The organism is Streptomyces sp. NPDC111744 (assembly GCF_055634995.1).
Genome location: NZ_JBVKCG010000003.1, coordinates 121,888 through 147,556, shown reverse-complemented (window position 1 = coordinate 147,556; position 25,669 = coordinate 121,888). Strand labels below are relative to the sequence as shown.

At 70.6% G+C, this 25,669-nt stretch carries 22 protein-coding genes; 18 read left to right on the top strand and 4 right to left on the bottom strand.

From position 1 onward, the window contains the following. The first annotated feature begins 37 nt into the window (after positions 1 to 37). Together ACZ7OO_RS07885 and ACZ7OO_RS07880 are read left to right on the top strand one after the other, a co-directional pair. A complete protein-coding gene (locus ACZ7OO_RS07885; protein ID WP_471502620.1) occupies positions 38 to 808 on the top strand; it encodes a methyltransferase in 771 nt (256 codons plus the stop codon). Positions 809 to 1,085: 277 nt separating this feature from the next. After that, positions 1,086 to 1,475, top strand: a complete 390-nt coding sequence (locus ACZ7OO_RS07880; RefSeq protein WP_471502618.1) for a DUF3040 domain-containing protein — start codon at positions 1,086 to 1,088, stop codon at positions 1,473 to 1,475. 106 nt (positions 1,476 to 1,581) lie between these two features. On the opposite strand, the gene ACZ7OO_RS07875 is transcribed toward ACZ7OO_RS07880, so the two are convergent. The 4 genes from ACZ7OO_RS07875 to ACZ7OO_RS07860 form a co-directional block, all read right to left on the bottom strand. Then, positions 1,582 to 3,966, bottom strand: a complete 2,385-nt coding sequence (locus ACZ7OO_RS07875; protein WP_471502616.1) for a transglutaminase TgpA family protein — start codon at positions 3,964 to 3,966, stop codon at positions 1,582 to 1,584. Continuing rightward, on the bottom strand, positions 3,966 to 5,312 hold the full coding sequence (locus tag ACZ7OO_RS07870) for a DUF58 domain-containing protein (protein ID WP_471502614.1): 1,347 nt from the start codon (positions 5,310 to 5,312) through the stop codon (positions 3,966 to 3,968). The genes ACZ7OO_RS07875 and ACZ7OO_RS07870 overlap by 1 nt, the downstream gene beginning before the upstream one ends. After that, positions 5,312 to 6,352 (bottom strand): AAA family ATPase, encoded by a 1,041-nt coding sequence (locus ACZ7OO_RS07865; RefSeq protein ID WP_471502612.1) that lies wholly within the window; start codon positions 6,350 to 6,352, stop codon positions 5,312 to 5,314. The genes ACZ7OO_RS07870 and ACZ7OO_RS07865 overlap by 1 nt, the downstream gene beginning before the upstream one ends. Positions 6,353 to 6,614: 262 nt before the next feature. Then, a complete protein-coding gene (locus ACZ7OO_RS07860) occupies positions 6,615 to 7,163 on the bottom strand; it encodes a beta-class carbonic anhydrase (protein ID WP_471502610.1) in 549 nt (182 codons plus the stop codon). A gap of 354 nt (positions 7,164 to 7,517) precedes the next feature. Between ACZ7OO_RS07860 and rsmH the strand changes: the two genes are divergently transcribed. The 16 genes from rsmH (at position 7,518) to ACZ7OO_RS07780 (ending at position 25,383) form a co-directional block, all read left to right on the top strand. Beyond that, complete coding sequence (gene rsmH, locus ACZ7OO_RS07855; RefSeq protein ID WP_471502608.1) at positions 7,518 to 8,474, top strand: 16S rRNA (cytosine(1402)-N(4))-methyltransferase RsmH; 957 nt, start codon at positions 7,518 to 7,520, stop codon at positions 8,472 to 8,474. Between the two features lie 42 nt (positions 8,475 to 8,516). Continuing rightward, positions 8,517 to 9,068 (top strand): cell division protein FtsL, encoded by a 552-nt coding sequence (gene ftsL / locus ACZ7OO_RS07850; RefSeq protein WP_471502606.1) that lies wholly within the window; start codon positions 8,517 to 8,519, stop codon positions 9,066 to 9,068. A gap of 5 nt (positions 9,069 to 9,073) precedes the next feature. After that, the gene (locus ACZ7OO_RS07845; RefSeq protein ID WP_471502604.1) at positions 9,074 to 11,059 is read left to right on the top strand and encodes a peptidoglycan D,D-transpeptidase FtsI family protein; all 1,986 of its coding nucleotides are present in this window, start codon (positions 9,074 to 9,076) and stop codon (positions 11,057 to 11,059) included. A 42-nt stretch (positions 11,060 to 11,101) separates the two neighbouring features. Next, positions 11,102 to 12,766 carry a UDP-N-acetylmuramoyl-L-alanyl-D-glutamate--2,6-diaminopimelate ligase gene (locus ACZ7OO_RS07840; protein WP_471502602.1) on the top strand — a complete coding sequence of 555 codons (1,665 nt, stop codon included), beginning with the start codon at positions 11,102 to 11,104 and terminating at the stop codon, positions 12,764 to 12,766. Positions 12,767 to 12,770: 4 nt separating this feature from the next. Then, a complete protein-coding gene (locus ACZ7OO_RS07835) occupies positions 12,771 to 14,183 on the top strand; it encodes a UDP-N-acetylmuramoyl-tripeptide--D-alanyl-D-alanine ligase (RefSeq protein ID WP_471502600.1) in 1,413 nt (470 codons plus the stop codon). Beyond that, on the top strand, positions 14,183 to 15,253 hold the full coding sequence (mraY, locus tag ACZ7OO_RS07830) for a phospho-N-acetylmuramoyl-pentapeptide-transferase (RefSeq protein WP_471503382.1): 1,071 nt from the start codon (positions 14,183 to 14,185) through the stop codon (positions 15,251 to 15,253). The genes ACZ7OO_RS07835 and mraY overlap by 1 nt, the downstream gene beginning before the upstream one ends. Continuing rightward, entirely contained in the window at positions 15,235 to 16,668 is a 1,434-nt protein-coding gene (gene murD, locus ACZ7OO_RS07825) for a UDP-N-acetylmuramoyl-L-alanine--D-glutamate ligase (protein ID WP_471502598.1), read from the top strand. Before mraY ends, murD begins: the two co-directional genes overlap by 19 nt. A gap of 66 nt (positions 16,669 to 16,734) precedes the next feature. Further along, on the top strand, positions 16,735 to 18,090 hold the full coding sequence (ftsW, locus tag ACZ7OO_RS07820) for a putative lipid II flippase FtsW (protein ID WP_471502596.1): 1,356 nt from the start codon (positions 16,735 to 16,737) through the stop codon (positions 18,088 to 18,090). A gap of 6 nt (positions 18,091 to 18,096) precedes the next feature. Then, positions 18,097 to 19,185 carry an undecaprenyldiphospho-muramoylpentapeptide beta-N-acetylglucosaminyltransferase gene (gene murG, locus ACZ7OO_RS07815; RefSeq protein WP_471502594.1) on the top strand — a complete coding sequence of 363 codons (1,089 nt, stop codon included), beginning with the start codon at positions 18,097 to 18,099 and terminating at the stop codon, positions 19,183 to 19,185. A 28-nt stretch (positions 19,186 to 19,213) separates the two neighbouring features. Then, a complete protein-coding gene (locus ACZ7OO_RS07810) occupies positions 19,214 to 20,008 on the top strand; it encodes a cell division protein FtsQ/DivIB (protein WP_471503380.1) in 795 nt (264 codons plus the stop codon). 277 nt (positions 20,009 to 20,285) lie between these two features. Next, complete coding sequence (ftsZ, locus tag ACZ7OO_RS07805; protein WP_471502592.1) at positions 20,286 to 21,482, top strand: cell division protein FtsZ; 1,197 nt, start codon at positions 20,286 to 20,288, stop codon at positions 21,480 to 21,482. Between the two features lie 10 nt (positions 21,483 to 21,492). Then, positions 21,493 to 22,224: a peptidoglycan editing factor PgeF gene (gene pgeF, locus ACZ7OO_RS07800; RefSeq protein WP_471502590.1), complete on the top strand. Its 732-nt coding sequence runs from the start codon at positions 21,493 to 21,495 to the stop codon at positions 22,222 to 22,224. Positions 22,225 to 22,227: 3 nt separating this feature from the next. Beyond that, positions 22,228 to 22,947, top strand: coding sequence for a YggS family pyridoxal phosphate-dependent enzyme (locus ACZ7OO_RS07795; RefSeq protein WP_471502588.1), 720 nt, complete (start codon positions 22,228 to 22,230; stop codon positions 22,945 to 22,947). Between the two features lie 126 nt (positions 22,948 to 23,073). Then, a complete protein-coding gene (locus ACZ7OO_RS07790) occupies positions 23,074 to 23,715 on the top strand; it encodes a cell division protein SepF (RefSeq protein ID WP_471502586.1) in 642 nt (213 codons plus the stop codon). A 59-nt stretch (positions 23,716 to 23,774) separates the two neighbouring features. Next, positions 23,775 to 24,059, top strand: a complete 285-nt coding sequence (locus ACZ7OO_RS07785) for a YggT family protein (protein ID WP_046729537.1) — start codon at positions 23,775 to 23,777, stop codon at positions 24,057 to 24,059. Between the two features lie 55 nt (positions 24,060 to 24,114). Beyond that, positions 24,115 to 25,383 (top strand): DivIVA domain-containing protein, encoded by a 1,269-nt coding sequence (locus ACZ7OO_RS07780; RefSeq protein WP_471502584.1) that lies wholly within the window; start codon positions 24,115 to 24,117, stop codon positions 25,381 to 25,383. The last annotated feature ends 286 nt before the right edge of the window (positions 25,384 to 25,669 follow it).

The window sequence follows — 25,669 nt, the reverse complement described above, 5'->3', positions numbered from 1 at the left end:
GGGCAACAGGCGGTGCCGCGCCGAGGAGTCAACTGCCGTGCCGGACCCCACACGACCCCGCGCTTCTCTCCGTACCGCCGTGGTCTGGGAGGTCCTCCAGGACGCCCTCGACCGCCGGGTCAAGGCCACCGGCCGGGAGGCGCTGGACGTCCTCGACACCGGCGGCGGCAGCGGCAACTTCGCCGTACCCCTCGCCCGCCTCGGCCACCGTGTCACCGTCGTCGACCCCAGCCCGAACGCGCTGTTCGCGCTGGAGCGCCGCGCCGCCGAGGCCGGCGTCGCCGACCGGGTCAAGGGCGTCCAGGGCGACGTCCTCGGCCTGTTCGACGTGGTCGAGCGCGGCGGCCACGACGTGGTGCTCTGCCACGGCGTCCTGGAGTACGTCGACGACCCGGCCGAGGGCGTGCGCAACACGGTGGCCGCGCTGCGCTCCGAGGGCGTCCTCAGCCTGCTCGCCGCCGGGCTCGGCGGGGCCGTGGTCGCACGGGCCCTCGCCGGGCACTTCAAGGAGGCCAGGCAGGCCCTCGACGACCCCGACGGCCGCTGGGGCAGCGGCGACCCCATGCCGCGCCGCTTCACGGCCGAGCAGCTCACCGGCCTGGTCGAGGACGCGGGCCTGGCCGTCGCCGCCGTGCACGGCGTGCGGGTCTTCGCCGACCTCGTCCCCGGCGTCCTGGTGGACACCGAGCCCGGCGCACTCGACGCCCTGCTGAAGCTGGAGGCCGCCGCGGCCGAGCTCCCCGCCTTCCACGCCGTCGCCACCCAGCTCCATGTGCTCGGCGAGACTCCGGGTGCGGCCGGGGCCTGAGATCCTCCCGGGACGAGCCCGCTGATCAGGGGCTCGACAGCGGATGGAGTACGCCACAGGCCCCCCGATCGAGGGGTTTGCGCCGTATGATCGAGGGAGACCGCTCGGCATGACGGGTCGGCCTCTGGGGAATGGAAGCCTCAGCGAGCCGGGACGGCCATGTCGGATTCCGGTTGGCCAATTGGCCTAGAGGGGCGGGTTTCACGGGGGCGATTCCCTGCCTATCCTGAAGGGACCCCCCGGGTCGCCCCGGCGACTGCACGATGAGGAGGACGCCGTGCCGCTCTCGGAGCACGAGCAGCGAATGCTTGAGCAGATGGAGCGAGCGCTGTACGCCGAAGACCCCAAGTTCGCGACAGCGCTTGAGGGAAGCGGGCTGCGGACGTACACCCGGCGACGGGTCTACCAGGCGGTCGCGGGCTTCCTCGTGGGTATCGCGCTCCTCATTGCCGGAATGGTCACACTGCAGATCTGGGTAAGCGTGGTCGGCTTCCTCGTCATGCTGGGCTGCGCGGTCCTCGCCGTCACCGGCTGGCGCAAGGCTCCCAAGCCCGGCGAGCAGCCCGCGAGAGGGCCGCAGGCCCGCCGCCAGGGACGACCCAAGCGCTCCCTGATGGCCCGCATCGAGGAGCGCTGGCAGCGCCGCCGTGACGAGCAGGGCCACTAGAGCTTCGCCGAACAGGCAGAACAGAGCACGAGTGAGGGGTGACCACCCGCCGGGTGGTCACCCCTCACTCATGTCCGCCCGCTCATGTGCGCGGGCCTCTTGCCGATCAGCTCTGCTGTTCCGACGGCTTCCGCAGGGTCGGCCGGCCCGCTGCCGCCCGCTCCCGCAGCCTTGCCCACCCGGCCGACGCCGCCCACACCGCACGCACGGTCGACCGTGGAGCGAACAGTGCCCTCTGCCGGGTGGAGACGCTGACCATGCCGTTGAGCGCGGCCGCCACCCGGTGGACGTCGTCCGAGAGCCCCGCCGTCAGCCGTGGCCGCGGCGCGTACAGCACCTGTTCGACCGCGCCCGCCACCCGGTGCACCGAGGCGCCGGCGACCGGGTCCAGGTGGCCGAGCCGGACGATCCGGGCCGCCGCGCCGCGCGGAGTCTGCGACTCGTCCGGCGGGACGCCGAAGTCCCAGGCCATGTCGATCAGTTCTTCCCAGACCGCCAGTGTGTGCGCAGCCACACCGTCGGGGGTGTGATCGTAGGCGCCGAGCCGTTTGGCGCGCACCCGCTGCCGGTAGAGCATCGGCGACAGCGGCACCGCCAGCACGGCGAGTCCGGCGAGCGCCCACAGCGCCAGCTGCCACCACGGCGGGCCGCCGTCGCCCCGCTGCACCGCGCTCGCCGCCGACGGGCTCGCGCAGACGTCCTGCTTGCGCAGCTGGGCCGTGCAACTCGCGCTCGCCGAGGCAGAGGCCGACGGCGCCGCCGACACACCCTTGGAGGGCAGGGCCTCGTCCGGCACCGAGGAACCGGGGATGTCCGAGACGGTGTACGACGGCGTCGTGCCCCGGGTCGGGGTCGGCTCGAACCGGGTCCAGCCCACGCCCTCGAAATACAGCTCCGGCCAGGCGTGCGCGTCCTTCAGACCCACCGAGACCGTGCCGTCGGCCTGCGGGGTGCCGGGCGCGAAGCCCACCGCGACCCGGGCCGGGATGCCCAGCGTCCGGGCCATCGCGGCCATCGCGAAGGAGAAGTGCACACAGAAACCGCGCTTCTGCTTAAGGAAGTTCGCGATCGCGCCCTCGCCCCGTCCGACCTGGACCTGGGTGTCGTACTGGAAGCCGCCGTTCACCGCGAAGTAGTCCTGGAGCTTGACCGCCTCCTCGTAGTGGCTCGTCGAGCCCGCGGTGACCTCCTCGGCCGTCTTCGCCACCACCGACGGCAGCGAGGAGGGCACCTTGGTGTACTCCTTCTTCATGACAGCCGACGACTCCGGCGCCGTGGCCAGCTGATCCGCCGTCGGCTGCACGTCCAGGCTGGTGACCTGGTAGGTCTCACCGCGGGTGTTCTGGCCGTGGTCGCCGACCAGGGTCATCCCGACGGGCTCGTAGCGCCAGGTGCCGGCGACCTTCACCCCGCTCGGCGGGTACGGCATCGGCAGCCAGTCCTGGGCGTACCAGTCGGCGGCCGAGATCGTGGTCCTCACCGTCGCCCGCTTGACGTCGCCGCCCAGCCCGGCCGGGGTCGGGAAGGTGTCCGGGACGCCGGTGATGTGCCGCTGGGCCGGCTTCCAGGTGGTGCCGTCGAAGTCGTCCAGGGAGACGATCCGCAGATACAGGTCGGAGACGTCGGCGGTGCTGGTCCGCACGGACAGCACCTGACGGTCCTCGTCCACGTTGAGGCTGTCCCGCAGAGATACCAGGGGGTTGACCGCGGAGATGGTGCCGCCGTTCCCGTCGCCCACGCCGACACCGGTCCCGGTGCCGTCCAGCAGGCCGCCCTGGATCGAGGGCATCACGAACGGCACGAACAGGGCGACGCTCAGCACGGCGAAGCCGATCCGGCGTCCGGTGCGCACCGGTGCCACCGCGCCGCTCTCCGGGCCGCCCGGGGTGCGCGAGACCCCGCCGAAGATGCGGCCCCACTGCGAGAGCCGGTCCCGGCCCTCGGCGAGCAGCAGCAGCAGATAGCCGGCCGCCGCCACCAGGAACCAGAGCCAGTCGGTCGGCCCGTCGGACAGGCCCGCCGCCACCGAGTACAGCGCGAGCAGCGGCAGCCCGGCAGGGGCCGCGCTGCGGAAGGTCACCGCGAGGGTGTCCACGATCAGCCCGACGACCAGGACCCCGCCGATCACCATCAGCCGGATGCCGGGCGACAGCGGCGCGGGTATCGCATACCGGCTGACGTCCCCGGAGCCCTGCTGGAGCAGGTCGGCGAAGTACCGGAAGGTGTCCGGGCCGGGGATCAGCCCGGCGACGGCGTGGCCCCGGGCGAAGACCAGGGTCAGCATCAGCAGGGTGACCAGGGCCTGCGCGGCCACGGTCAGCGGCCGGGCCAGTGGTACCCGTCGCGCGGCCGCGCCCACGCCGGTCTGGATCGCCACCAGGAACGCGGCCTGGAACAGCCAGGTGATCGGGGAGACCAGGGGCAGCAGGGCACAGGACGCCATCAGCGTCGCCGCCGCCGCGGTGAGGGTCAGCCGGGCCCGTCCGCTCATCACCGGGCCTCCCCGCCCGCCGCGGCCACCGAGAGGCGGTCCCGGTCGGCCTGCCGCCACAGCTCGGCCAGCGGGGCCCCGCGCGGCACGCTGACCGCCGTCCAGCCGGCCTCGCGCAGCGTCCGCAGCCCCTCCTCGTGCGCGTTGCCCGAAGCGGGCACGTCGGTGGGCTCCCGCACCCAGGTGTCCGGGTCCAGGACGAAGGCGACACCGCCGCCGCTGCGCCGGCGCATCTTCGTGGCCACCGCCGCCTGTTCCTCGTCGAGGTCGCCCAGGAAGGCCACCAGCAGCCCCTCGTTCCCGCCGCGCAGCACGTCGTAGGCACGGGACAGGCCGGTGCCGTCCGAGTGGTCGATCACGGCCAGGGTGTCCATCAGCAGCCCGGCCGCGTCCGCCGAATCCTGGCCGGAGCCCGCGAAACCGTCGGCACCCTCACCGGGCACCGCGCTACCGGTGTCCGTCAACAGCCGGACCGAGAAGCCGCGTTCGAGCATGTGGACCAGGACCGAGGCGGCGCCGGAGACCGCCCATTCGAACGCCGAGTCGGGGCCCGCGCCCTCGTAGGCGATGCCCCGGGTGTCCAGCAGCACCGTGCAGCGGGCACGCTGCGGCTGCTCCTCGCGGCGCACCATCAGCTCGCCGTAGCGGGCGGTGGAGCGCCAGTGCACACGGCGCAGATCGTCGCCGTACCGGTAGCCGCGCGGGATCACGTCGTCCTCGCCGGCCAGGGCCAGGGAGCGCTGCCGCCCGTCGCCGTACCCCTTCGCCTCGCCGCCGAGCCGGATCGGCGACAGCGGCTCCACGCGCGGGATGACGGTCAGCGTGTCGAACGTCGAGAAGGACCGGGTCAGTTCGCACATCCCGAACGGGTCGGTCAGGCGCAGCTGGAGCGGGCCCAGCGGATAGCGGCCGCGCAGGTCCGAGCGGACCCGGTAGGAGACCTCCCGGCGGCCGCCCGGCTCGATGCGGTCCAGGACGAAGCGGGGGCGCGGGCCGAGGACGTAGGGCACCCGGTCCTGGAGCATCAGCAGGCCGGTCGGCAGCCGCGAGACGTTGTCCATCCGCAGATGGACCCGGGCCTCGCTGCCGGCCGGCACCCGCGAGGGGGAGAGCCGGCGGCTGCCGGCCACCCGGTAACGGGTGCGGTAGAGCACGGCCGCGCAGATCAGCGGCAGCACGGCGAGCAGCAGCCCGACCCGGCGCAGATCGCTCTGGCCGAGTATGTACGCGCAGATCACCGCCGCGATGCCGGCCGCCAGGAAGGAGCGGCCACGGGTGGTCAGCCCGGCCAGGGCCGTGCGGACGCCGCCCGACTCCTCGCGGCCGGCCTCCGCCGGGGCGGCCATCACAGACTCCGCGGGGGCTGCTGGGGATACGCGGGCACGCCTCGGCCCAGACCGCCGAAGCCGCTCTGCTGCTGGGCGGCCGCCGGCACCGGGGTCTGCTGCAGGATCTCCTGGACGACCTGCTCCGCGGTGCGCCGGTTGAGCTGGGCCTGTGCTGTGGGCAGCAGCCGGTGGGCCAGGACCGCCACGGCGAGAGCCTGCACGTCGTCCGGCAGCGCGTACTCCCGGCCGCTCAGGGCGGCGGACGCCTTCGCCGCGCGCAGCAGATGCAGCGTCGCGCGCGGGGAGGCGCCGAGTCTGAGGTCGGGGTGGGTACGGGTGGCGGAGACCAGGTCCACCGCGTACCGCCGGACGGTCTCGGCGACATGGACGCCCCGCACGGTATCGACGAGCTTCACGATGTCGTGCGCGTGCGCCACCGGCTGGAGGTCCTCAAGGGGGCTGGCCCCGCCGTGGATGTCGAGCATCTGCAACTCGGCCTCCACGCTGGGGTAGCCGACCGAGACGCGGGCCATGAAGCGGTCGCGCTGGGCCTCCGGCAGCGGGTAGGTGCCCTCCATCTCGACCGGGTTCTGGGTGGCCACCACCATGAACGGGCTGGGCAGTTCATAGGTCTGCCCGTCGATGGTGACCTGCCGCTCCTCCATCGACTCCAGCAGCGCGGACTGGGTCTTGGGCGAGGCGCGGTTGATCTCGTCGCCGATCACGATCTGGGCGAAGATGGCGCCCGGTTTGAACTCGAAGTCCCGGCGCTGCTGGTCCCAGATGGACACGCCGGTGATGTCGGACGGCAGCAGGTCCGGCGTGAACTGGATACGCCGTACCGAGCAGTCGATGGACCGCGCCAGTGCCTTCGCCAGCATCGTCTTGCCCACGCCGGGGACGTCCTCGATCAGAAGATGTCCCTCGGCCAGCAGTACGGTCAGCGAGAGCCGTACGACCTCGGGCTTGCCCTCGATCACACCCTCCACGGAACTGCGGACCCGCTCCACAGTGGCGGTCAGATCAGTAAGGCTCGCTCGATCGTCATAGGTCGTCACCCGGCCCTCCTCGGCCCGTTATTGCCGGGCCGACGCTCTGTCAGCGGAACCGGCCCACCCCGAAACACGGACACCACACGTGAATAGTTCCGCGTGACGTCTCGCACCGCATTCTTGCTGCCGTTACCGATTCGTGTCACTCGCCTGTGGACAACTGCCCGTACTATGTCGGTCTTACGGCCTTTTGACCGCGTATTCGACAGCATCCAGACAGGGTACGGCGGCGGTTTTCGGGGTGGGTGGTCCGTCGGAGCCTCCGGGCTCAGGCCGGGTCGACCTCGCGCAGCAGGCCGGTGCGGACGTCGAAGACGAAGCCGCGTACGTCGTCGGTGTGGAGCATGAACGGCGAGGTGCGCACCCGCTGCATGGACTGCCGTACGTCCTGGTCGACGTCCCGGAAGGACTCCACCGCCCAGGCCGGGCGCTGGCCGACCTCCATCTCCAGCTCGTTGCGGAAGTCCTCGGTGAGGGCTTCGAGGCCGCAGCCGGTGTGGTGGATGAGGACCACGCTGCGGGTGCCGAGCTTGCGCTGGCTGATGGTGAGGGAGCGGATCACGTCGTCGGTGACCACACCGCCGGCGTTGCGGATGGTGTGGCAGTCGCCGAGCTGCAGGCCGAGCGCCTTGTGCAGGTCGATACGGGCGTCCATGCAGGACACCACGGCCACGTGCAGCACGGGCCGGGCGTCCATGCCGGGGTCGGTGAAGGCGGCGGCGTACGTACGGTTGGCGTCGACCAGGCGATCCGTCACGGTGCCGCCCTGGGTTATGGCGCCTTCAGATCCAGTGGGAGCTGCTGCGGAAGTCGTCATAGACACGACGGTACTGGTCACCGGCGGTCAGGGCCTGCTGTGAGAGGGCACAAAGAGCGTCATCGTGGCTTGTTGTGACCTAACCCACACGGAGGGCAAACCAGGGCTGTACGGGTGATTCCCTGCGAATCGCGGCCCCCGCCGCCATGCCGTACGCGCCGCGCAGGCCGGTTGATTGACCGGGCGACACGGTGGACTAAAGTGACGCGAAGCGGGAGGCGAGGCTCTCCCCGCTGGTGAAATCCCCTGGAGACCCCGGCACGGCGCCCGGGCGTCTCCCCACGTGCGCGGCGCGCGTACCGAGCGGGCGGGGACCCGGCGGTGCGTACTCCCGCGCGGACCTGAGAGGCCCCCTTGAGCCAGAGTCGACACGTCCCGGTGATGCTCCAGCGGTGCCTGGATCTGCTGGCACCCGCCCTGGAGGCGCCGGGAAGCGTGGTCGTCGACTGCACCCTCGGCCTCGGCGGGCACAGCGAGGCGCTGCTGACCCGGTTCCCCGAGGCCCGCCTGGTCGCCCTTGACCGCGACAAGGAGGCCCTGCGCCTGTCCGGCGAGCGCCTCGCCCCCTTCGGTGACCGCGCCACCCTGGTGCACGCCGTCTACGACGAGCTGCCCGGGGTACTCGAACGCCTCGGCATCGCGCGCGTGCAGGGCGTGCTGTTCGACCTCGGTGTTTCCTCCATGCAGCTCGACGAGGCGGACCGGGGCTTCGCCTACGCCCAGGACGCGCCCCTCGACATGCGCATGGACCAGACGACCGGCATCAGCGCCGCCGAGGTCCTCAACACCTACCCGGCCGGTGACCTCGTGCGCATCCTGTTCGCGTACGGCGAGGAGAAGCAGGCCAAGCGGATCGTCTCGGCGATCGTCCGGGAGCGCGAGAAGGAGCCGTTCAGCAACAGCGCCCGGCTCGTCGAGCTGATCCGGGACTCCCTGCCGCAGGCCGCCAAGCGCACCGGCGGCAACCCGGCCAAGCGCACCTTCCAGGCGCTGCGCATCGAGGTCAACGGTGAACTGGCCGTCCTGGAAAGGGCGATCCCGGCCGCGGTGAAGGCCCTCGTGGTCGGCGGTCGGATCGCCGTACTGTCGTACCACTCGCTCGAAGACCGTCTCGTCAAGCAGGTGTTCGCGGCCGGTGCCGCCACCACCGCGCCGCCCGGGCTGCCGGTCGTGCCCGAGCAGTACCAGCCCCGGCTCAAGCTGCTCACGCGCGGTGCCGAACTTCCCACCGAGGAAGAGGTCGCCGAGAACCGCAGGGCCGCCCCCGCGCGTCTTCGAGGGGCCCAGCGCATCAGGGAGTCCATTGAATGAGCGGCGTGAGCACGCGGGGTTTCCGGACCCACCGGAGGACACGTGAGTAGGAAACCCGAGCTGAAAGGGCGGGCCGCCCGGCTCGCGCGGCTCTTTCCGGTCGGCCGTTCCAACCAGGCCGCCCGCACCCCGTTCGTCCTGCTCGTCGTCCTGCTGCTCGGTGGCGGCCTGATCGGCCTGCTGGTGCTGAACTCGGCGCTCAGTGAGGGCTCGTTCAAACTCGACGACCTGCAGAAGCAGACCAAGAACCTCACCGACGAGGAACAGGCCCTGCAGCGGGACATCGACGCCTACTCCGCCCCCGACGCCCTCCAGCGCCGGGCCCGCGAGCTCGGCATGGTCCCCGGCGGCGACCCGGTCTTCCTCGGCCCCGACGGCACCGTCAAGGGCGTCCCCAGCCCCGCCGCCCTCCGGCAGGACACCCAGCCGCTCGCCCCCGAGGTCATCGGCAGCCCGTCCGTCGTCGCCGTACCGACGCCGGACGTCTCCGCGCCGGCGACCGCACCGGCACCCACGCCGGACACCACGCCGGTGACGACCCCGGCGCCGGCACTCACGCCCGTGACGACCCCGACCACGACCCCCGGCAGGTGACGGAAGTGCCAGACACTTCTGGAGAAAGGCAACCGCCGCGCCGCCGTGTGCCCGGCCCCGCCAAGCCGCCCCGCCCCCGAGAGCCCCGGGGTGCGGTCCGGCGCGGGCCCGGCCCCGGCGCCCGCCCGGTCCGCCGCCCGAGCGCGCAGCGCCCCTCGGCCCAGCGGCCGCTGCGGCTCGGCAGCCCCCGGCCCCGGCTGCGCACGGTCGGCTTCGCCCTGACCCTGGTGCTGCTGATCTTCGTGGGGCGACTGCTCCAGGTCCAGGCCGTCGACGCCAGCGCGTACGCCGCGAAGGCAGAGCAGAACCGGTATGTCGTGCACACCCTGGCCGCCGAGCGCGGCGGGATCACCGACCGCAACGGTGTGGCGCTGGCGATCAGCGAGGACGCGTACGACATCACCGCCGACCCCACGATGTTCACCCGTAAGCAGCTCAAGGTGGACGACGGCCCCGAGCAGGCCGCCGCGCTGCTCGCCCCGATCCTCGGCAAGAGCCAGGCCGATCTCGTCAAGCTGCTGCGGCCCGAGAACAAGGAGCTGCGCTACGTCCGGCTCGCCGCCCGGCAGACCCCGCAGGTCTGGAAGCAGATCAAGGACCTGAAGACCGCCCTCACCAACAAGGCCGAGACCGACCACAGCACCGTCAACGCGCTGGCCGGTGTCTTCGCCGACCCCAGCAGCCAGCGCGTGTACCCGAACGGCGACCTGGCCGCCGGGATACTGGGCTGGGTCAACGCCGACGGCAAGGGCGGCGGCGGTATCGAGCAGCAGCTCGACAAGCAGCTGACCGGCAAGGACGGCAAGATCCGCTACGCCCAGTCCGGCGGCCGCGAGGTGCCGACCGCGGGCTCCACGGAGACCCCGGCCGTGCCCGGCTCCGACGTCGAGCTGACCATCGACCGCGACATCCAGTGGGCCGCGCAGAACGCCATCACCGACCAGGTCAAGAAGTCCAAGGCGGACCGCGGCTACGTGGTCGTCCAGGACACCAGGACCGGGCAGATCCTGGCGATGGCCGACTCGCCCGGCTTCGACCCGAACGACCTGTCGACGGCCGACGCCGAAGCGATGGGCAACGCGGCCCTCCAGGACGCCTACGAGCCCGGCTCCACCGCCAAGGTCATGTCGATGGCGGCCGTCCTGGAGGAGAACGCCGCCACCCCGCTCACGCACGTGGTGGTGCCCAACCGGCTGCACCGCGGCGACCGGCTCTTCAAGGACGACATCGACCACGCGACCTGGTACCTCACGCTCAACGGCGTGCTGGCCAAGTCCAGCAACATCGGCACCATCCTCGCCACCGGCCAGCTCGGCAAGACCCAGCAGCAGGCCAACCAGGTCCTCTACTCGTATCTGCGCAAGTTCGGCATCGGCGGCTACACCGGGCTCGGCTTCCCCGGCGAGACCCCCGGCATCCTCGCCTCCCCGGCCAAGTGGTCGACCTCGCAGCAGTACACGATCCCTTTCGGCCAGGGTTTCTCCATCAACGCCATGCAGGCGGCCTCGGTCTACTCGACGATCGCCAACGGCGGAGTCCGTGTCCAGCCGACCCTGGTGCGCGGGTCCAAGGGCGCCGACGGCAACTTCACCCCGGCCGCGCAGCCCAAGAAGAGCCGTGTGGTCAGCGAGAAGACGGCCAAGACCCTCGCCCGGATGCTGGAGTCGGTCGTGGACGACGAGCAGGGCACCGGCGCCAAGGCGGCCATCCCCGGCTACAACGTCGCGGGCAAGACCGGTACCGCCAACCGCGTGGATCCGGCCACCGGCAGATACCGCGGCTACACCTCGTCGTTCGCCGGGTTCGCGCCCGCGGACAACCCCCGCATCACCGTCTACTGCGCCATCCAGAACGCCACCGCCGGCAGCTACTTCGGCGGCCAGATCTGCGGTCCGATCTACAAGCAGGTGATGGAGTTCGCCCTCAAGACCCTGCAGATCCCGCCGACCGGCGCCAAGGCGGCGAACCTGCCCGTCGACTACAAGCCCTGATCAGCGCCTCAGCTTTTCGGAAAGACCACCAGGAACGAGCCCGTGACAACGATCACCCCCGATCCCGGGAACCACCGGGCCCCAGAGCCCTCACTTCGCTCCGGAGCGGGTGCGCCCGGTACGCTCACCGCCGTGCCACACGCTGATCAGTCCCAAACCACCCAGAAGGGCGCTTCCGTGACATATCCGGGGCCGCCCAGGCCGGTACAGGTCTCCGCCACATCCCTCGCGGAGCTCGCCGATCAGCTGGGTGCCGACGAACCGGAGGCCGTGAAAAACGCAGCCCAGGTCACGGGCATCACCCATGACTCGCGCGCGGTCCGCCCCGGCGACGTGTACGCCGCCCTGCCGGGCGCCCGGCTGCACGGCGCCGACTTCGTCGCCCAGGCCGCCGGCCTCGGCGCGGTCGCCGTGCTGACCGACCCGACGGGCGCCGAACGCGCCGCCGCGACCGGCCTGCCGGTCCTGGTCGTCGACGACCCGCGCGCGCGGATGGGCGAACTGGCGGCCACCATCTACGGCCACCCGGGCCGCGACCTGCTCCAGATCGGCATCACCGGCACCTCCGGCAAGACCACCACCGCCTACCTGGTCGAGGGCGGTCTGAAGAGCACCCGCAGCACGGGGCTCATCGGCACCGTCGAGATGCGCATCGGCGACGAGCGCATCAAGTCCGAGCGCACCACCCCCGAGGCCACCGACCTCCAGGCCCTGTTCGCCGTCATGCGCGAGCGCGGAGTCGAGGCGGTCGCCATGGAGGTCTCCAGCCACGCGCTGGTCCTCGGCCGGGTCGACGGCTGCGTCTTCGACATCGCCGTCTTCACCAACCTCAGCCCGGAACACATGGAGTTCCACTCCGACATGGAGGACTACTACCGGGCCAAGGCACAGCTGTTCACCCCGAAACGCAGCAAACGGGGGGTGGTCAACGTCGACGACGAGTACGGCCGCAGGCTCGCCCAGGAGGCCGGCGTCCCGGTCGTCACCTACTCCGCCGAGGGCCACCCCGACGCCGACTGGCGCGCCGAGGACGTCCGCATCGGCCCGATGGACTCGACGTTCACCGTCGTCGGGCCCGAGGACGTCCGGATCGCCGCCAAGTCGCCGCTGCCGGGCCCCTTCAACGTGGCCAACGCCCTCGCCTCGATCGTCGCCCTCGCCGCCGCGGGCCTCGACCCGCAGACCGCCGCCGACGGCATCGCCGCCGTCCCCGGCGTGCCGGGCCGCCTGGAGCGCGTGGACGCCGGACAGCCCTACCTCGCGGTCGTCGACTACGCCCACAAGACGGACGCCGTCGAGTCGGTCCTCAAGGCCCTTCGTAAGGTAACCAAGGGCCGGTTGCACATCGTCCTGGGCTGCGGCGGCGACCGCGACAAGACCAAGCGGGCCCCGATGGGCGCCGCCGCGGCACGGCTCGCCGACATCGCCGTACTGACCTCCGACAACCCCCGCTCCGAGGACCCGCTCGCCATCCTCGCGACCATGCTCGAAGGCGCTGCCTCGGTGCCCGCCCACGAGCGCGGTGAGGTGCTCCTCTTCGAGGAGCGGGCCGCCGCGATCGCCGCGGCCGTCGCCCGTGCGCATCCCGGCGACACCGTGCTGGTCGCCGGCAAGGGCCACGAGCAGGGCCAGGACATCGCCGGTGTGGTCCGTCCCTTCGACGACCGCCAGGTGCTTCGCGAAGCTATCCAGAAGACCCAGGGATGAACTTGTGATCGCCCTCTCCCTCGCCGAGATCGCAGCAGTCGTCGGCGGGCAGACGCACGACATACCGGATCCGTCCGTCCAGGTCACCGGAGAAGTCGTCCGGGACTCCCGCGAGGTGAGACCGGGCAGCCTGTTCGCCGCCTTCGTGGGCGAACGCGTGGACGGCCACGACTTCGCCGCCCAGGTCGTCGAAAAGGGTGCGGTCGCCGTTCTGGCGTCCCGCCCCGTCGGCGTGCCCGCGATCGTCGTGGACGACGTCCAGAGCGCCCTCGGCGCCCTCGCCCGCCATGTCGTACGACGGCTCGGCGCGACCCTGGTGGCCCTCACCGGCTCGGCCGGCAAGACCAGCACCAAGGACCTCATCGCCCAGGTGCTGCGCACCAAGGCGCCGACCGTGTTCACGCCCGGCTCGCTCAACAACGAGATCGGGCTGCCGCTGACCGCCCTGTCCGCCACCGAGGAGACGAAGTTCCTGGTGCTGGAGATGGGCGCCCGCGGTATCGGCCACATCCGCTACCTGACGGATCTGACGCCCCCGAGGATCGGCCTGGTCCTCAACGTCGGCACCGCCCACATCGGCGAGTTCGGCGGCCGCGAGCAGATCGCCCAGGCGAAGGGCGAGTTGGTGGAGGCCCTGCCCCCCGCAGAGGACGGCGGCGCCGCGATCCTCAACGCGGACGACCCCCTGGTGCGGGCCATGGCATCCCGTACCAAGGCGAAGGTGGTCCTTTTCGGAGAGTCGGCCGAAGCGGACGTACGCGCCGAGAACGTACGACTCACGGACACGGGACAGCCCGCGTTCAGCCTTCACACACCCTCCGGTGCAAGCGATGTGACCATGCGCCTGTACGGTGAGCATCACGTGTCGAACGCGCTCGCCGCGGCCGCCGTCGCCCATGAGCTGGGCATGTCCGCGGAAGAGATCGCCACCGCGCTCTCCGAGGCTGGCTCCCTCTCCCGCTGGCGTATGGAGGTCACCGAGCGCCCGGACGGCGTGACCATCGTCAACGACGCCTACAACGCCAACCCCGAGTCCATGCGAGCCGCGCTGCGCGCGCTGGCGGCCATGGGCAAGGGGCGCCGCACGTGGGCGGTGCTCGGCAAGATGGCCGAGCTCGGGGACGAGGCGCTCGCCGAGCACGACGCGGTCGGACGGCTCGCCGTCCGGCTCAATGTCGGCAAGCTCGTCGCGGTCGGGGGACTGGAAGCCTCCTGGCTGCAACTGGGCGCATATAACGAGGGTTCGTGGGGTGAGGAGTCGGTGCACGTGTCCGACGCACAGGCGGCGGTCGACCTGTTGCGCAGCGAGTTGCGCCCGGGGGACGTCGTCCTCGTGAAGGCGTCACGGTCGGTTGGCCTGGAGAGCGTTGCCCAGGCGCTTCTCCAGAGCGGTGCCGAGGGTGTTGATGCCCGATGATGAAGCAGATCCTCTTCTCGGGCGTCATCGGTCTCTTCCTGACGCTGATCGGCACTCCGCTGCTGATCAAGCTCCTCGCCCGCAAGGGCTACGGGCAGTACATCCGTGACGACGGCCCGCGCGAGCACGCCAGCAAGCGCGGTACGCCGACGATGGGCGGTATCGCCTTCATCCTGTCGACGGTCGCCGCCTACTTCCTGTCCAAGGTGATCACCGGCTACGCCCCGACCTACTCGGGTGTGCTGGTCCTCGGCCTGATGTGCGGGATGGGCCTGGTCGGCTTCCTGGACGACTACATCAAGATCGTCAAGCGGCGTTCGCTGGGTCTGCGGGCCAAGGCGAAGATGGCCGGCCAGCTGATCGTCGGCATCTCCTTCGCGGTGCTCTCGCTGCAGTTCGCCGACGCCCGCGGCAACACCCCGGCCTCCACGAAGCTGTCGTTCATCACGGACTTCGGCTGGACCATCGGCCCGGTGCTGTTCGTGGTCTGGGCGCTGTTCATGATTCTCGCGATGTCCAACGGCGTGAACCTGACCGACGGTCTGGACGGCCTGGCCACCGGCGCCTCCGTGCTCGTCTTCGGCGCCTACACGTTCATCGGCGTCTGGCAGTTCCAGGAGTCCTGCGCCAACGCGCAGTCGCTCACCAACCCGGCCGCCTGTTACGAGGTGCGCGATCCGCTGGACCTCGCGGTCATCGCCTCCGCGCTGATGGGTTCCTGCCTGGGCTTCCTGTGGTGGAACACCTCGCCGGCCAAGATCTTCATGGGCGACACCGGTTCGCTCGCGCTCGGCGGTGTCCTCACGGGCCTGGCGATCCTGTCCCGCACGGAACTCCTCGTGGCCATCATGGGCGGTCTGTTCGTCCTCATCACCATGTCGGTCGTCATCCAGGTCGGCTCCTTCCGGCTCACCGGCAGGCGCGTCTTCCGGATGGCACCACTCCAGCACCACTTCGAACTCAAGGGCTGGTCCGAAGTCCTTGTGGTGGTCCGCTTCTGGATCATCCAGGGTATCTGTGTGATTGTCGGACTCGGCCTCTTCTACGCGGGATGGGCAGCGGACAAGTGACCTCCTCGGTGTCCCCGGACTTCCACGGCACGCACGTCACCGTCGCCGGGCTCGGCGTCTCCGGCATCCCGGCGGCGAAGGTGCTGCACGCGCGCGGGGCGGTCGTCACGGTCGTCAACGACGGCGACGACGAACGTGCGCGTGCACAGGCCGCGGAGCTGGAGGCGCTCGGCATCACCGTGCGCCTCGGCGACGGCGCGACCCTGCCGGAGGGCACCGAGCTGATCGTCACCGCGCCCGGCTGGAAGCCGGACAAGCCGCTGTTCGCGGCGGCCCGCGCGGCAGGCATCGAGATCTGGGGCGATGTCGAACTCGCCTGGCGGCTCAGGGGCCCCGGTGCGGCCCCCTGGCTGGCCGTCACGGGGACGAACGGCAAGACCACCACCGTCCAGATGCTGGCGTCGATCCTGAAGGCCGCCGGCCTGCGCACGGCCGCCGTCGGCAACATCGGCGTCTCGCTGCTCGACGCGGTCCTCGGCGAGGAGGAGTACGACGTTCTTGCCGTGGAGCTGTCGAGCTATCAGCTGCACTGGGCCCCCTCCCTGCGCGCCCACTCGGCGGCGGTGCTCAACCTCGCCCCCGACCACCTCGACTGGCACGGCTCCATGGAGGCGTACGCGGCCGACAAGGGCCGTATCTACGAGGGCAATCGGGTCGCCTGCGTCTACAACGTGGCCGACAAGCTCACCGAGGAGCTGGTCCGCCAGGCCGACGTCGAGGAGGGCTGCCGGGCCATCGGCTTCACCCTCGGCACCCCGGGACCCTCCCAACTCGGCGTCGTGGATGGCATCCTGGTCGACCGCGCCTTCGTCGAGAACCGGCACAAGAACGCCCAGGAGCTGGCCGAGGTCTCCGACGTCAACCCGCCCGCCCCGCACAACATCGCCAACGCCCTTGCCGCGGCGGCCCTCGCACGCGCCTTCGGGGTGCCCCCCACGGCCGTACGGGACGGGCTGCGGAACTTCACCCCGGACGCCCACCGCATCGCGCACGTGGCCGACGTGGACGGCGTCGCGTACATCGACGACTCCAAGGCCACCAACACGCATGCGGCGGAAGCCTCATTGGCATCATATGAGTCGATTGTATGGATTGCCGGTGGTCTGGCCAAGGGTGCGACCTTCGACGAACTGGTCGCCAAGTCGGCAAAGCGACTTCGCGGTGTGGTGCTGATCGGAGCCGATCGCGCCCTCATCCGGCAGGCCCTCGCGCGACACGCGCCGGAAGTCCCCGTCGTCGACCTCGACCGGACCGACACTGGGGCGATGCTCGCGGCGGTCCAGGAGGCGCGGCGACTCGCTGTTGCCGGGGACACGGTGCTCCTTGCCCCCGCCTGTGCCTCCATGGACATGTTCGCCAACTACAACAAGCGCGGTGACGCGTTCGCTCAGGCTGTTCGCGAACTCGGCGCCTGACCCGGCCGCCTGCCGGGCGACCTTGGGAGGGACGCGTGGGACGGTCGACGTTCAGCGGAGGCGTTGATGCCAGGTAGTCGCACCGGCCGACCTCCCGTACAGCGAGCAGTCCGCAGGCCCGCCACGCCCCGCGTGTCGCGCGAGAATCCGCTGCGGCGGCTCCGCACCCGCGCCCACCGCGCCTGGGACCGGCCACTGACCGCCTACTACCTGATCCTCGGCGGCAGTGTGCTGATCATCGTGCTGGGCCTGGTGATGGTCTACTCGGCCTCCCAGATCACCGCGCTGCAGATGTCGCTGCCGGGTTCGTTCTTCTTCCGCAAGCAGTTCCTGGCCGCCTGTATCGGGGGCGTGCTGCTGTTCGTGGCGTCGCGCATGCCGGTGAAACTGCACCGGGCGCTCGCCTATCCGATCCTCGCCGGTGCCGTCTTCCTGATGGCCCTGGTGCAGGTGCCCGGGATAGGGATGTCGGTCAACGGCAACCAGAACTGGATCTCCCTCGGCGGCTCCTTCCAGATCCAGCCCAGTGAGTTCGGCAAGCTCGCCCTGGTGCTCTGGGGTGCCGACCTGATGGCGCGCAAGCAGGAGAAGCGGCTGCTGAACCAGTGGAAGCACATGCTGGTGCCGCTGGTCCCGGTCAGCTTCCTGCTGCTCGGCCTGATCATGCTCGGCGGCGACATGGGTACGGCGATCATCCTGACCGCGATCCTGTTCGGCCTGCTGTGGCTGGCGGGGGCGCCGACCCGGCTGTTCGCCGGGGTGCTGTCGATCGCCGGCGTGCTCGGTGTGATCCTCATCAAGACCAGCCCCAACCGTATGGCCCGGCTCGCCTGCATCGGCGCCACCGAGCCCAAGACGGGCGTCGCCGACTGCTGGCAGGCAGTTCATGGCATTTACGCCCTGGCCTCCGGCGGACTCTTCGGCTCCGGACTCGGTGCGAGTGTGGAAAAATGGGGCCAACTGCCCGAAGCCCACACCGACTTCATCTTCGCCGTCACCGGTGAGGAACTGGGCCTGGCGGGGACGCTGTCGGTACTGGCCCTCTTCGCGGCTCTAGGCTATGCGGGTATCCGCGTGGCCGGACGCACGGAGGACCCCTTCGTGAGGTACGCCGCGGGAGGCGTGACCACCTGGATCACCGCACAGGCGGTGATCAACATCGGTGCGGTGCTCGGCCTGCTGCCGATCGCCGGCGTCCCTCTCCCGCTGTTCTCCTACGGAGGCTCCGCCCTGCTGCCGACCATGTTCGCCATCGGGTTGCTGATCGCCTTCGCGCGCGACGAGCCCGCTGCGCGGGCGGCGCTTGCGATGCGGCAACCTCGCTTTGGTAGAAAGCGGGGAGCCGGGGGCCCTCAGGGGCCTCGGAGATGGAACACGATGCGACGGCGTGCCTCCGCGGCGCGCTCGTCCGGAGAGCGGTGAATTTCGGTGCATGTCGTACTCGCTGGTGGGGGGACCGCCGGCCACATCGAGCCCGCGCTCGCCCTCGCGGACGCCCTGCGCAGGCAGGACCCCACCGTGGGGATCACGGCCCTGGGCACGGAGCGCGGCCTGGAGACCAAGCTGGTGCCCGAGCGCGGCTACGAGCTCGCCCTGATCCCGGCGGTGCCGCTGCCCCGCAAGCCCACCCCTGAACTGATCACCGTCCCGGGCCGGCTGCGCGGCACCATCAAGGCTGCCGAGCAGATCCTGGAGCGCACCAAGGCGGACTGCGTCGTCGGCTTCGGCGGCTATGTCGCCCTGCCCGGCTATCTCGCCGCCAAGCGCCTCGGTGTGCCGATCGTGATCCACGAGGCCAACGCCCGCCCCGGCCTCGCCAACAAGATCGGCTCCCGCTACGCCGCCCGGGTCGCCGTCTCCACCCCGGACAGCAAGCTGCGCGACGCCCGCTACATCGGCATCCCGCTGCGCCGCTCCATCTCTCTCCTGGACCGCGCCGCCGCCCGCCCCGAGGCCCGGCACCGCTTCGGCCTCGACCCCAACCTGCCCACGCTGCTGGTCTCCGGCGGCTCCCAGGGTGCCCGCCGCCTCAACGAGGTCATCCAGCAGGTCGCGCCCTGGCTCCAGCAGGCCGGCATCCAGATCCTGCACGCGGTCGGCCCGAAGAACGAACTGCCGCAGGTGCACCAGATGCCGGGAATGCCCCCCTACATCCCGGTAGGTTATCTGGACCGGATGGACCTCGCGTACGCCGCGGCCGACATGATGCTCTGCCGCGCGGGCGCGATGACCGTCGCCGAACTCTCCGCCGTCGGACTCCCGGCCGCCTATGTCCCGCTGCCCATCGGCAACGGCGAACAGCGGCTGAACGCCCAGCCGGTGGTCAAGGCGGGCGGCGGTCTGCTGGTCGACGACGCGGAACTCACCCCGGAATGGGTGCAGCAGAACGTCCTGCCCGTGCTCGCCGATCCGCACCGGCTGTACGAGATGTCCCGCGCGGCAAGCGAGTTCGGCCGCCGGGACGCCGACGACCTGCTCGTCGGGATGGTGTACGAGGCGATCGCCTCGCGCCGTTAGGCCGTATGACGAAAGGCAAGTGAGCAGCGTGGCCGGACCGACCACCGCCGAGCGCGGTGAACGCCAGCAGGAGTCGTCCGGCCCGCCGCTCGTCCGCCGGTTCAGAAACCGCCGCTTTCGTACGATCGTCATTCTGGCTCTGGGGGTTGTGCTCCTCGGCTCCGGTTCCGTCTGGCTGCTCTACGGCTCCCCGTGGCTGCGTGTACGGCACGTCTCCGTCTCCGGTACGGCCGTTCTGACGCCCGAGCAGGTACGGGAGGCCGCCGACGTCCCGGTCGGAGCGCCGCTCATTTCCGTCGGCACCGACGGCATCGAGGCCCGGCTGCGCCGAAAACTGCCCAGAATTGACGAGGTTGACGTCGTCCGCTCCTGGCCCCACGGAATCGGGCTGAAAGTGACCGAGCGCACTCCGGTTCTGCTCATCGAAAAGGGCGGAAAGTTCACCGAAGTGGACAAGGAAGGCGTCCGTTTCGCTACGGTCTCGCAGGCGCCGGAAGGTGCTCCGGCACTGGAATTGAGTCTGTCCCGGCCGGGTTCCGCCACCGCGAGCCTGCGCCGTTTCGGCACCGACCGGCTGGTGCGGGAAGCCGTCGATGTCGCGGGTGACATTCCGGCCGCCGTCCGCCGGGACACCCGAACCCTCAAGGTCCGTTCCTACGACGACATCACGCTGGAGTTGGGCGACGGCCGCACGGTCGAGTGGGGCAGTGCCGAGAACGGCGCCGCCAAGGCGCGCACGCTCACCGCTCTCATGAAAGCCGCTTCCGGTGCGCGGCACTTCGACGTGAGCGTTCCCACCGCCCCTGCGTCATCAGCGAGTTGACGCACATCAGCGCAGGCCAGCACCCTGGTTGGGCACTGCTACGGCTGATCACATAGGGTGAAAAGAAAAACGGGAGGTTCGGCGTGTTCGTTGAACGGGCGCCACTTGTCGACTTAGTGTCCTGTTCAGAAGACTCCAGGAAACAGACACACTGGTAACCCTAAACTTCAGGGTTAGGGTTCGGGTCGGCGCTACGGACCGTCCCAATCGGCATCTGCCGTCCCACGCGGGCATCGCATGGCGACGGCAACGTAATTCGAGGCGAGAGGCCTTCGACGTGGCAGCACCGCAGAACTACCTCGCAGTCATCAAGGTCATCGGTGTCGGCGGCGGTGGTGTCAATGCCATCAACCGGATGATCGAGGTCGGTCTCAAGGGCGTCGAGTTCATCGCTATCAACACCGACGCACAGGCGCTGTTGATGAGCGACGCCGACGTCAAGCTCGACGTCGGCCGTGAACTCACCCGTGGACTCGGAGCCGGCGCCAACCCGGCCGTCGGCCGCAAGGCCGCCGAGGACCACCGCGAGGAGATCGAGGAGGTCCTCAAGGGGGCCGACATGGTCTTCGTGACGGCCGGTGAAGGCGGCGGCACTGGCACCGGCGGCGCGCCCGTCGTGGCCAACATCGCCCGCACCCTGGGCGCCCTAACCATCGGCGTGGTCACCCGCCCGTTCACCTTCGAGGGCCGGCGCCGCGCCAACCAGGCCGAGGACGGCATCGCCGAGCTCCGCGAAGAGGTCGACACCCTCATCGTCATCCCGAACGACCGGCTGCTCTCCATCTCGGACCGCCAGGTCTCCGTCCTGGACGCGTTCAAGTCGGCCGACCAGGTCCTGCTCTCCGGTGTCCAGGGCATCACCGACCTCATCACCACGCCCGGCCTGATCAACCTCGACTTCGCCGACGTCAAGTCCGTCATGTCCGAGGCCGGTTCGGCCCTCATGGGCATCGGCTCGGCCCGCGGCGACGACCGTGCGGTGGCCGCCGCCGAGATGGCGATCTCCTCGCCGCTCCTGGAGGCCTCCATCGACGGCGCCCGGGGCGTCCTGCTCTCCATCTCGGGCGGCTCGGACCTGGGCCTGTTCGAGATCAACGAGGCCGCCCAGCTGGTCAGCGAGGCCGCCCACCCCGAGGCCAACATCATCTTCGGCGCGGTCATCGACGACGCCCTCGGCGACGAGGTCCGCGTCACGGTCATCGCGGCCGGCTTCGACGGGGGCCAGCCTCCGGCCCGCAGGGACACCGTCCTCGGCTCGTCCTCGACCTCCGCCCGCCGCGAGGAGCCCACTCCGGCCCGGCAGCCCGAGTCCCGCCCCTCCTTCGGCTCGCTCGGCAGCGTGACCCCGAAGGAGGAGCCGGAGCCGGCGCCCGAGCCGGTGGCCGACATCCCGGTCGCCCCGCCGGTCCCGCCGTCGCGTTCCTACACGGACAGCGCGGCCGAGGAACTGGACGTACCGGACTTCCTCAAGTGATCCTTCAGACGTGATAGGACAGCGCGAAACCGTGAGCGGCGCGCACTTCGCCTTCACCGACAGGTGGGGCGGGGTGAGCGCCGCTCCGTACGAGCAGCTCAACCTGGGCGGGGCGGTCGGCGACGACCCCGACGTGGTACGGACCAATCGGGAACTCGCCGCCAGGTCGCTGGGGCTCGACCCCGCGGAGGTGGTCTGGATGAACCAGGTCCACTCCGCCGACGTGGCCGTGGTCGACGGCCCCTGGGGCGACCGGCCGGTGCCGGAGGTCGACGCGGTGGTCACGGCACGACGGGGGCTCGCCCTCGCCGTCCTCACCGCCGACTGCACCCCCGTCCTGCTCGCCGACCCGGTCGCGGGAGTGGTGGCCGCCGCCCACGCGGGGCGCCCCGGCATGGTCGCCGGGGTCGTCCCCGCCGCCGTACACGCGATGACCGAACTCGGCGCCGACCCGGCCAGGATCGTCGCCCGCACCGGACCCGCCGTCTGCGGACGGTGCTACGAGGTGCCGGAGGCGATGCGCGCCGAAGTGGCCGCCGTCGAGCCGGCGGCGCACGCCGAGACCGGCTGGGGCACTCCGGCGGTCGACGTGGGCGCCGGAGTGCATGCGCAGCTCGCGCGCGCCGGGGTGCTCGACCGGGTGCAGTCGCCGGTGTGCACGCTGGAGTCGGGCGACCACTTCTCGTACCGCCGCGACCGCACCACCGGGCGGCTCGCGAGCTATGTGTGGCTGGACTGGTAGGACATGACGGACCGTAAGGCTCAACTCGTCGCAAATCTGGCGAAAGTGGAGGCGCGCATCGCCGCCGCGTGTGTGGCGGCCGGGCGCGAACGGGAGGAGGTGACCCTGATCGTGGTCACCAAGACCTACCCGGCGAGCGATGTGCGGATGCTGTCGGGACTCGGCGTGCGCCATGTCGCCGAGAACCGCGACCAGGACGCGGCCCCCAAGGCTGCCGAATGTGCGGATCTGCCGCTTACTTGGCACTTTGTTGGTCAATTGCAGACCAACAAAGTGCGATCCGTGGTGGGTTACGCGGATCTCGTGCAGTCCGTCGATCGTTCCAAGCTCGTGGAGGCACTGTCGAAGGAGGCGGTGCGGGCCGGGCGCGAGGTGGGGTGTCTTCTCCAGGTCGCGCTCGACGCGGGTGCGAGCGGAAGGGGTGAGCGCGGTGGCGTGGCGCCGGGCGGAATCGAAGAGTTGGCCGACCTCGTCGCGGGGGCGCCGGGGCTCCGGCTCGACGGACTGATGACCGTCGCTCCGCTCACCGGGGAGTACGCGGGGCGCCAACGGGCGGCGTTCGAGCGGTTGATGGATTTGTCGACCGACCTGCGCCGAGCCCATCCGGCTGCGAACATGGTCTCGGCAGGGATGAGTGCGGACCTTGAGGAAGCCGTGGCCGCCGGGGCGACACATGTGCGCGTCGGCACTGCGGTACTCGGAGTCCGCCCCAGGCTCGGGTAACGTCGCCAAGAAGTCGGACCACAGCAGAAAATATGGTCAATGTGGCCCAAGGCGGGCACAACGGCCACGTGGATCGCGGGACTTGGCAGTCGTCACCGATCCACCACAGAGCGGAGGACTCAGAGCATGGCCGGCGCGATGCGCAAGATGGCGGTCTACCTCGGCCTCGTGGAGGACGATGGGTACGACGGCCGCGGATTCGACCCCGACGACGACTTCGAGCCCGAACTGGACCCGGAGCCCGAGCGGGACCATCGACGGCACGAGCCGTCGCACCAGTCCCACAGCGCACACCAGTCCCAAAGGGACGATTCGGTACGAGTGGTACAACCGTCGGCACCGCGCGAACCGGTGTCGCATTCCGCTTCGCTACCCCCGGAATCGGGACGCCCGGCGCGTATCGCCCCCGTGGCGTCCATCACACAAGAACGCGCAAGCCTGGAGAAGAACGCACCGGTGATCATGCCCAAGGTCGTGTCGGAACGAGAGCCGTACCGGATCACCACACTTCACCCCCGGACCTACAACGAGGCCCGTACCATCGGGGAACACTTCCGTGAGGGCACCCCGGTGATCATGAATCTGACTGAGATGGATGACACAGACGCGAAGCGACTTGTCGACTTTGCGGCCGGTTTGGTGTTTGGTCTTCACGGCAGCATCGAGCGGGTGACGCAGAAGGTGTTCCTGTTGTCGCCTGCTAACGTCGATGTCACGGCGGAGGACAAGGCCCGCATCGCAGAGGGCGGGTTCTTCAACCAGAGCTGAGACGCAACACCGGTACAAGGCAAGGCACGACGGAAACAGGGGAGAGGGAAGCACGGACCATGAGCGTGTTCCTTGATGTGATCTACATCGCGCTGATGTGCTTCCTCATCGTGCTCATCTTCCGGTTGGTCATGGACTACGTGTTCCAGTTCGCCCGCTCATGGCAACCCGGCAAGGCGATGGTGGTCGTACTTGAGGCCACCTACACTGTCACCGATCCACCGCTCAAGCTTCTGCGGCGGTTCATTCCGCCGCTGCGTCTCGGGGGCGTGGCGCTCGACCTGTCCTTCTTCGTACTGATGATCATCGTCTACATCCTGATCGCGATCGTTGGTCGGCTGTGATGAGCGATGTGACCTACCGTCTTGCCGATGCCGACGACTACGTTGAGGTGAAGAGATGCCGTTGACCCCCGAGGACGTGCGGAACAAGCAGTTCACGACCGTCCGCCTCCGAGAAGGCTATGACGAGGACGAGGTCGATGCCTTCCTCGATGAGGTCGAAGCCGAACTGACGCGCCTGCTGCGCGAGAACGAGGACCTGCGCGCCAAGCTGGCCGCGGCCACGCGCGCGGCCGCGCAGAACCAGCAGAACATGCGCAAGCCTCCGGAGCCGCAGGACCAGCAGGGCGGCATGCAGCAGGGCGGCATGCAGCAGGGCGGCATGCCGCAGCAAGGCGGAATGCCGCAGCAGGGTGGTATGCAGCAGGGCGGTATGCCGCAGCAGGGCATGCGAGGTCCCGGCGCTCCGGTGCCCGCCGGCATATCGGGCCCGCCGCAGCAGCAGATGGGTGGCCCCATGGGCGGTCCCCCGCAGCTGCCGAGCGGCGCCCCGCAGCTGCCGGCCGGTCCCAGTGGCCAGGGCGGTCCGCAGGGTCCCGGTCCTATGGGGCAGGGGCCGATGGGCCAGGGCCCGATGGGTCAGGGCGGTCCGATGGGCCAGGGCCACGGCCCGATGGGCCAGGGCATGGGCCAGGGTCCGATGGGCCAGCCCCCCATGCAGCAGCAGATGGGTGGCCCGATGGGCGGCCCCATGGGCGGTCCGATGGGCGGCCCCGGTCAGGGCCCCGGTGGCGACAGCGCCGCCCGAGTCCTCTCGCTGGCCCAGCAGACCGCCGACCAGGCGATCGCCGAGGCCCGCTCCGAGGCCAACAAGATCGTCGGCGAGGCCCGCAGCCGCGCCGAGGGTCTGGAGCGTGACGCCCGTGCCAAGGCGGACGCGCTGGAGCGGGACGCGCAGGAGAAGCACCGCGTTGCCATGGGCTCACTGGAGTCCGCGCGCGCCACGCTGGAGCGCAAGGTCGAGGACCTGCGCGGCTTCGAGCGCGAGTACCGCACGCGTCTGAAGTCGTACCTGGAGTCGCAGCTGCGTCAGCTGGAGACCCAGGCCGACGACTCCCTGGCGCCGCCGCGTACTCCGGCCACGGCCTCCCTCCCGCCGTCCCCGGCGCCCTCCATGGCTCCGGCCGGCGCGAGCGCCCCATCCTACGGCGGCAACCAGCCGATGGGCGGCGGCCCGTCTCCCGCTCCGCCGTCCTACGGCGGCCAGCAGCAGATGACGCCGGCGATGACCCAGCCGATGGCACCGGTACGCCCGCAGGGCCCGTCCCCGATGGGCCAGGCGCCGTCCCCGATGCGCGGCTTCCTCATCGACGAGGACGACAACTGACGGCGGGCGCGTAAGACGCCGTAGGCATCGGCAGAGCACAACAGGGCGGGGCCCCGGATAAGTATCCGGGGCCCCGCCCTGTTTATGCGTGTTGCGCAGATGCCGCCCCAAGGGGCGCGGGGCTGTGTCGGTATGCGGCTCCGCCGCGCGGGCGCACGGTTGGTGGTCCGGCCCTGAGGCAAGAGAAGGGGACCGCCGGAAAGGGGCGCGGGAAACCGCGCACGGCAACCGCACCGGCCCGCAGACATGAGAAAAGGCCCGATCCCCGACGTGAAGACCGGGCCCT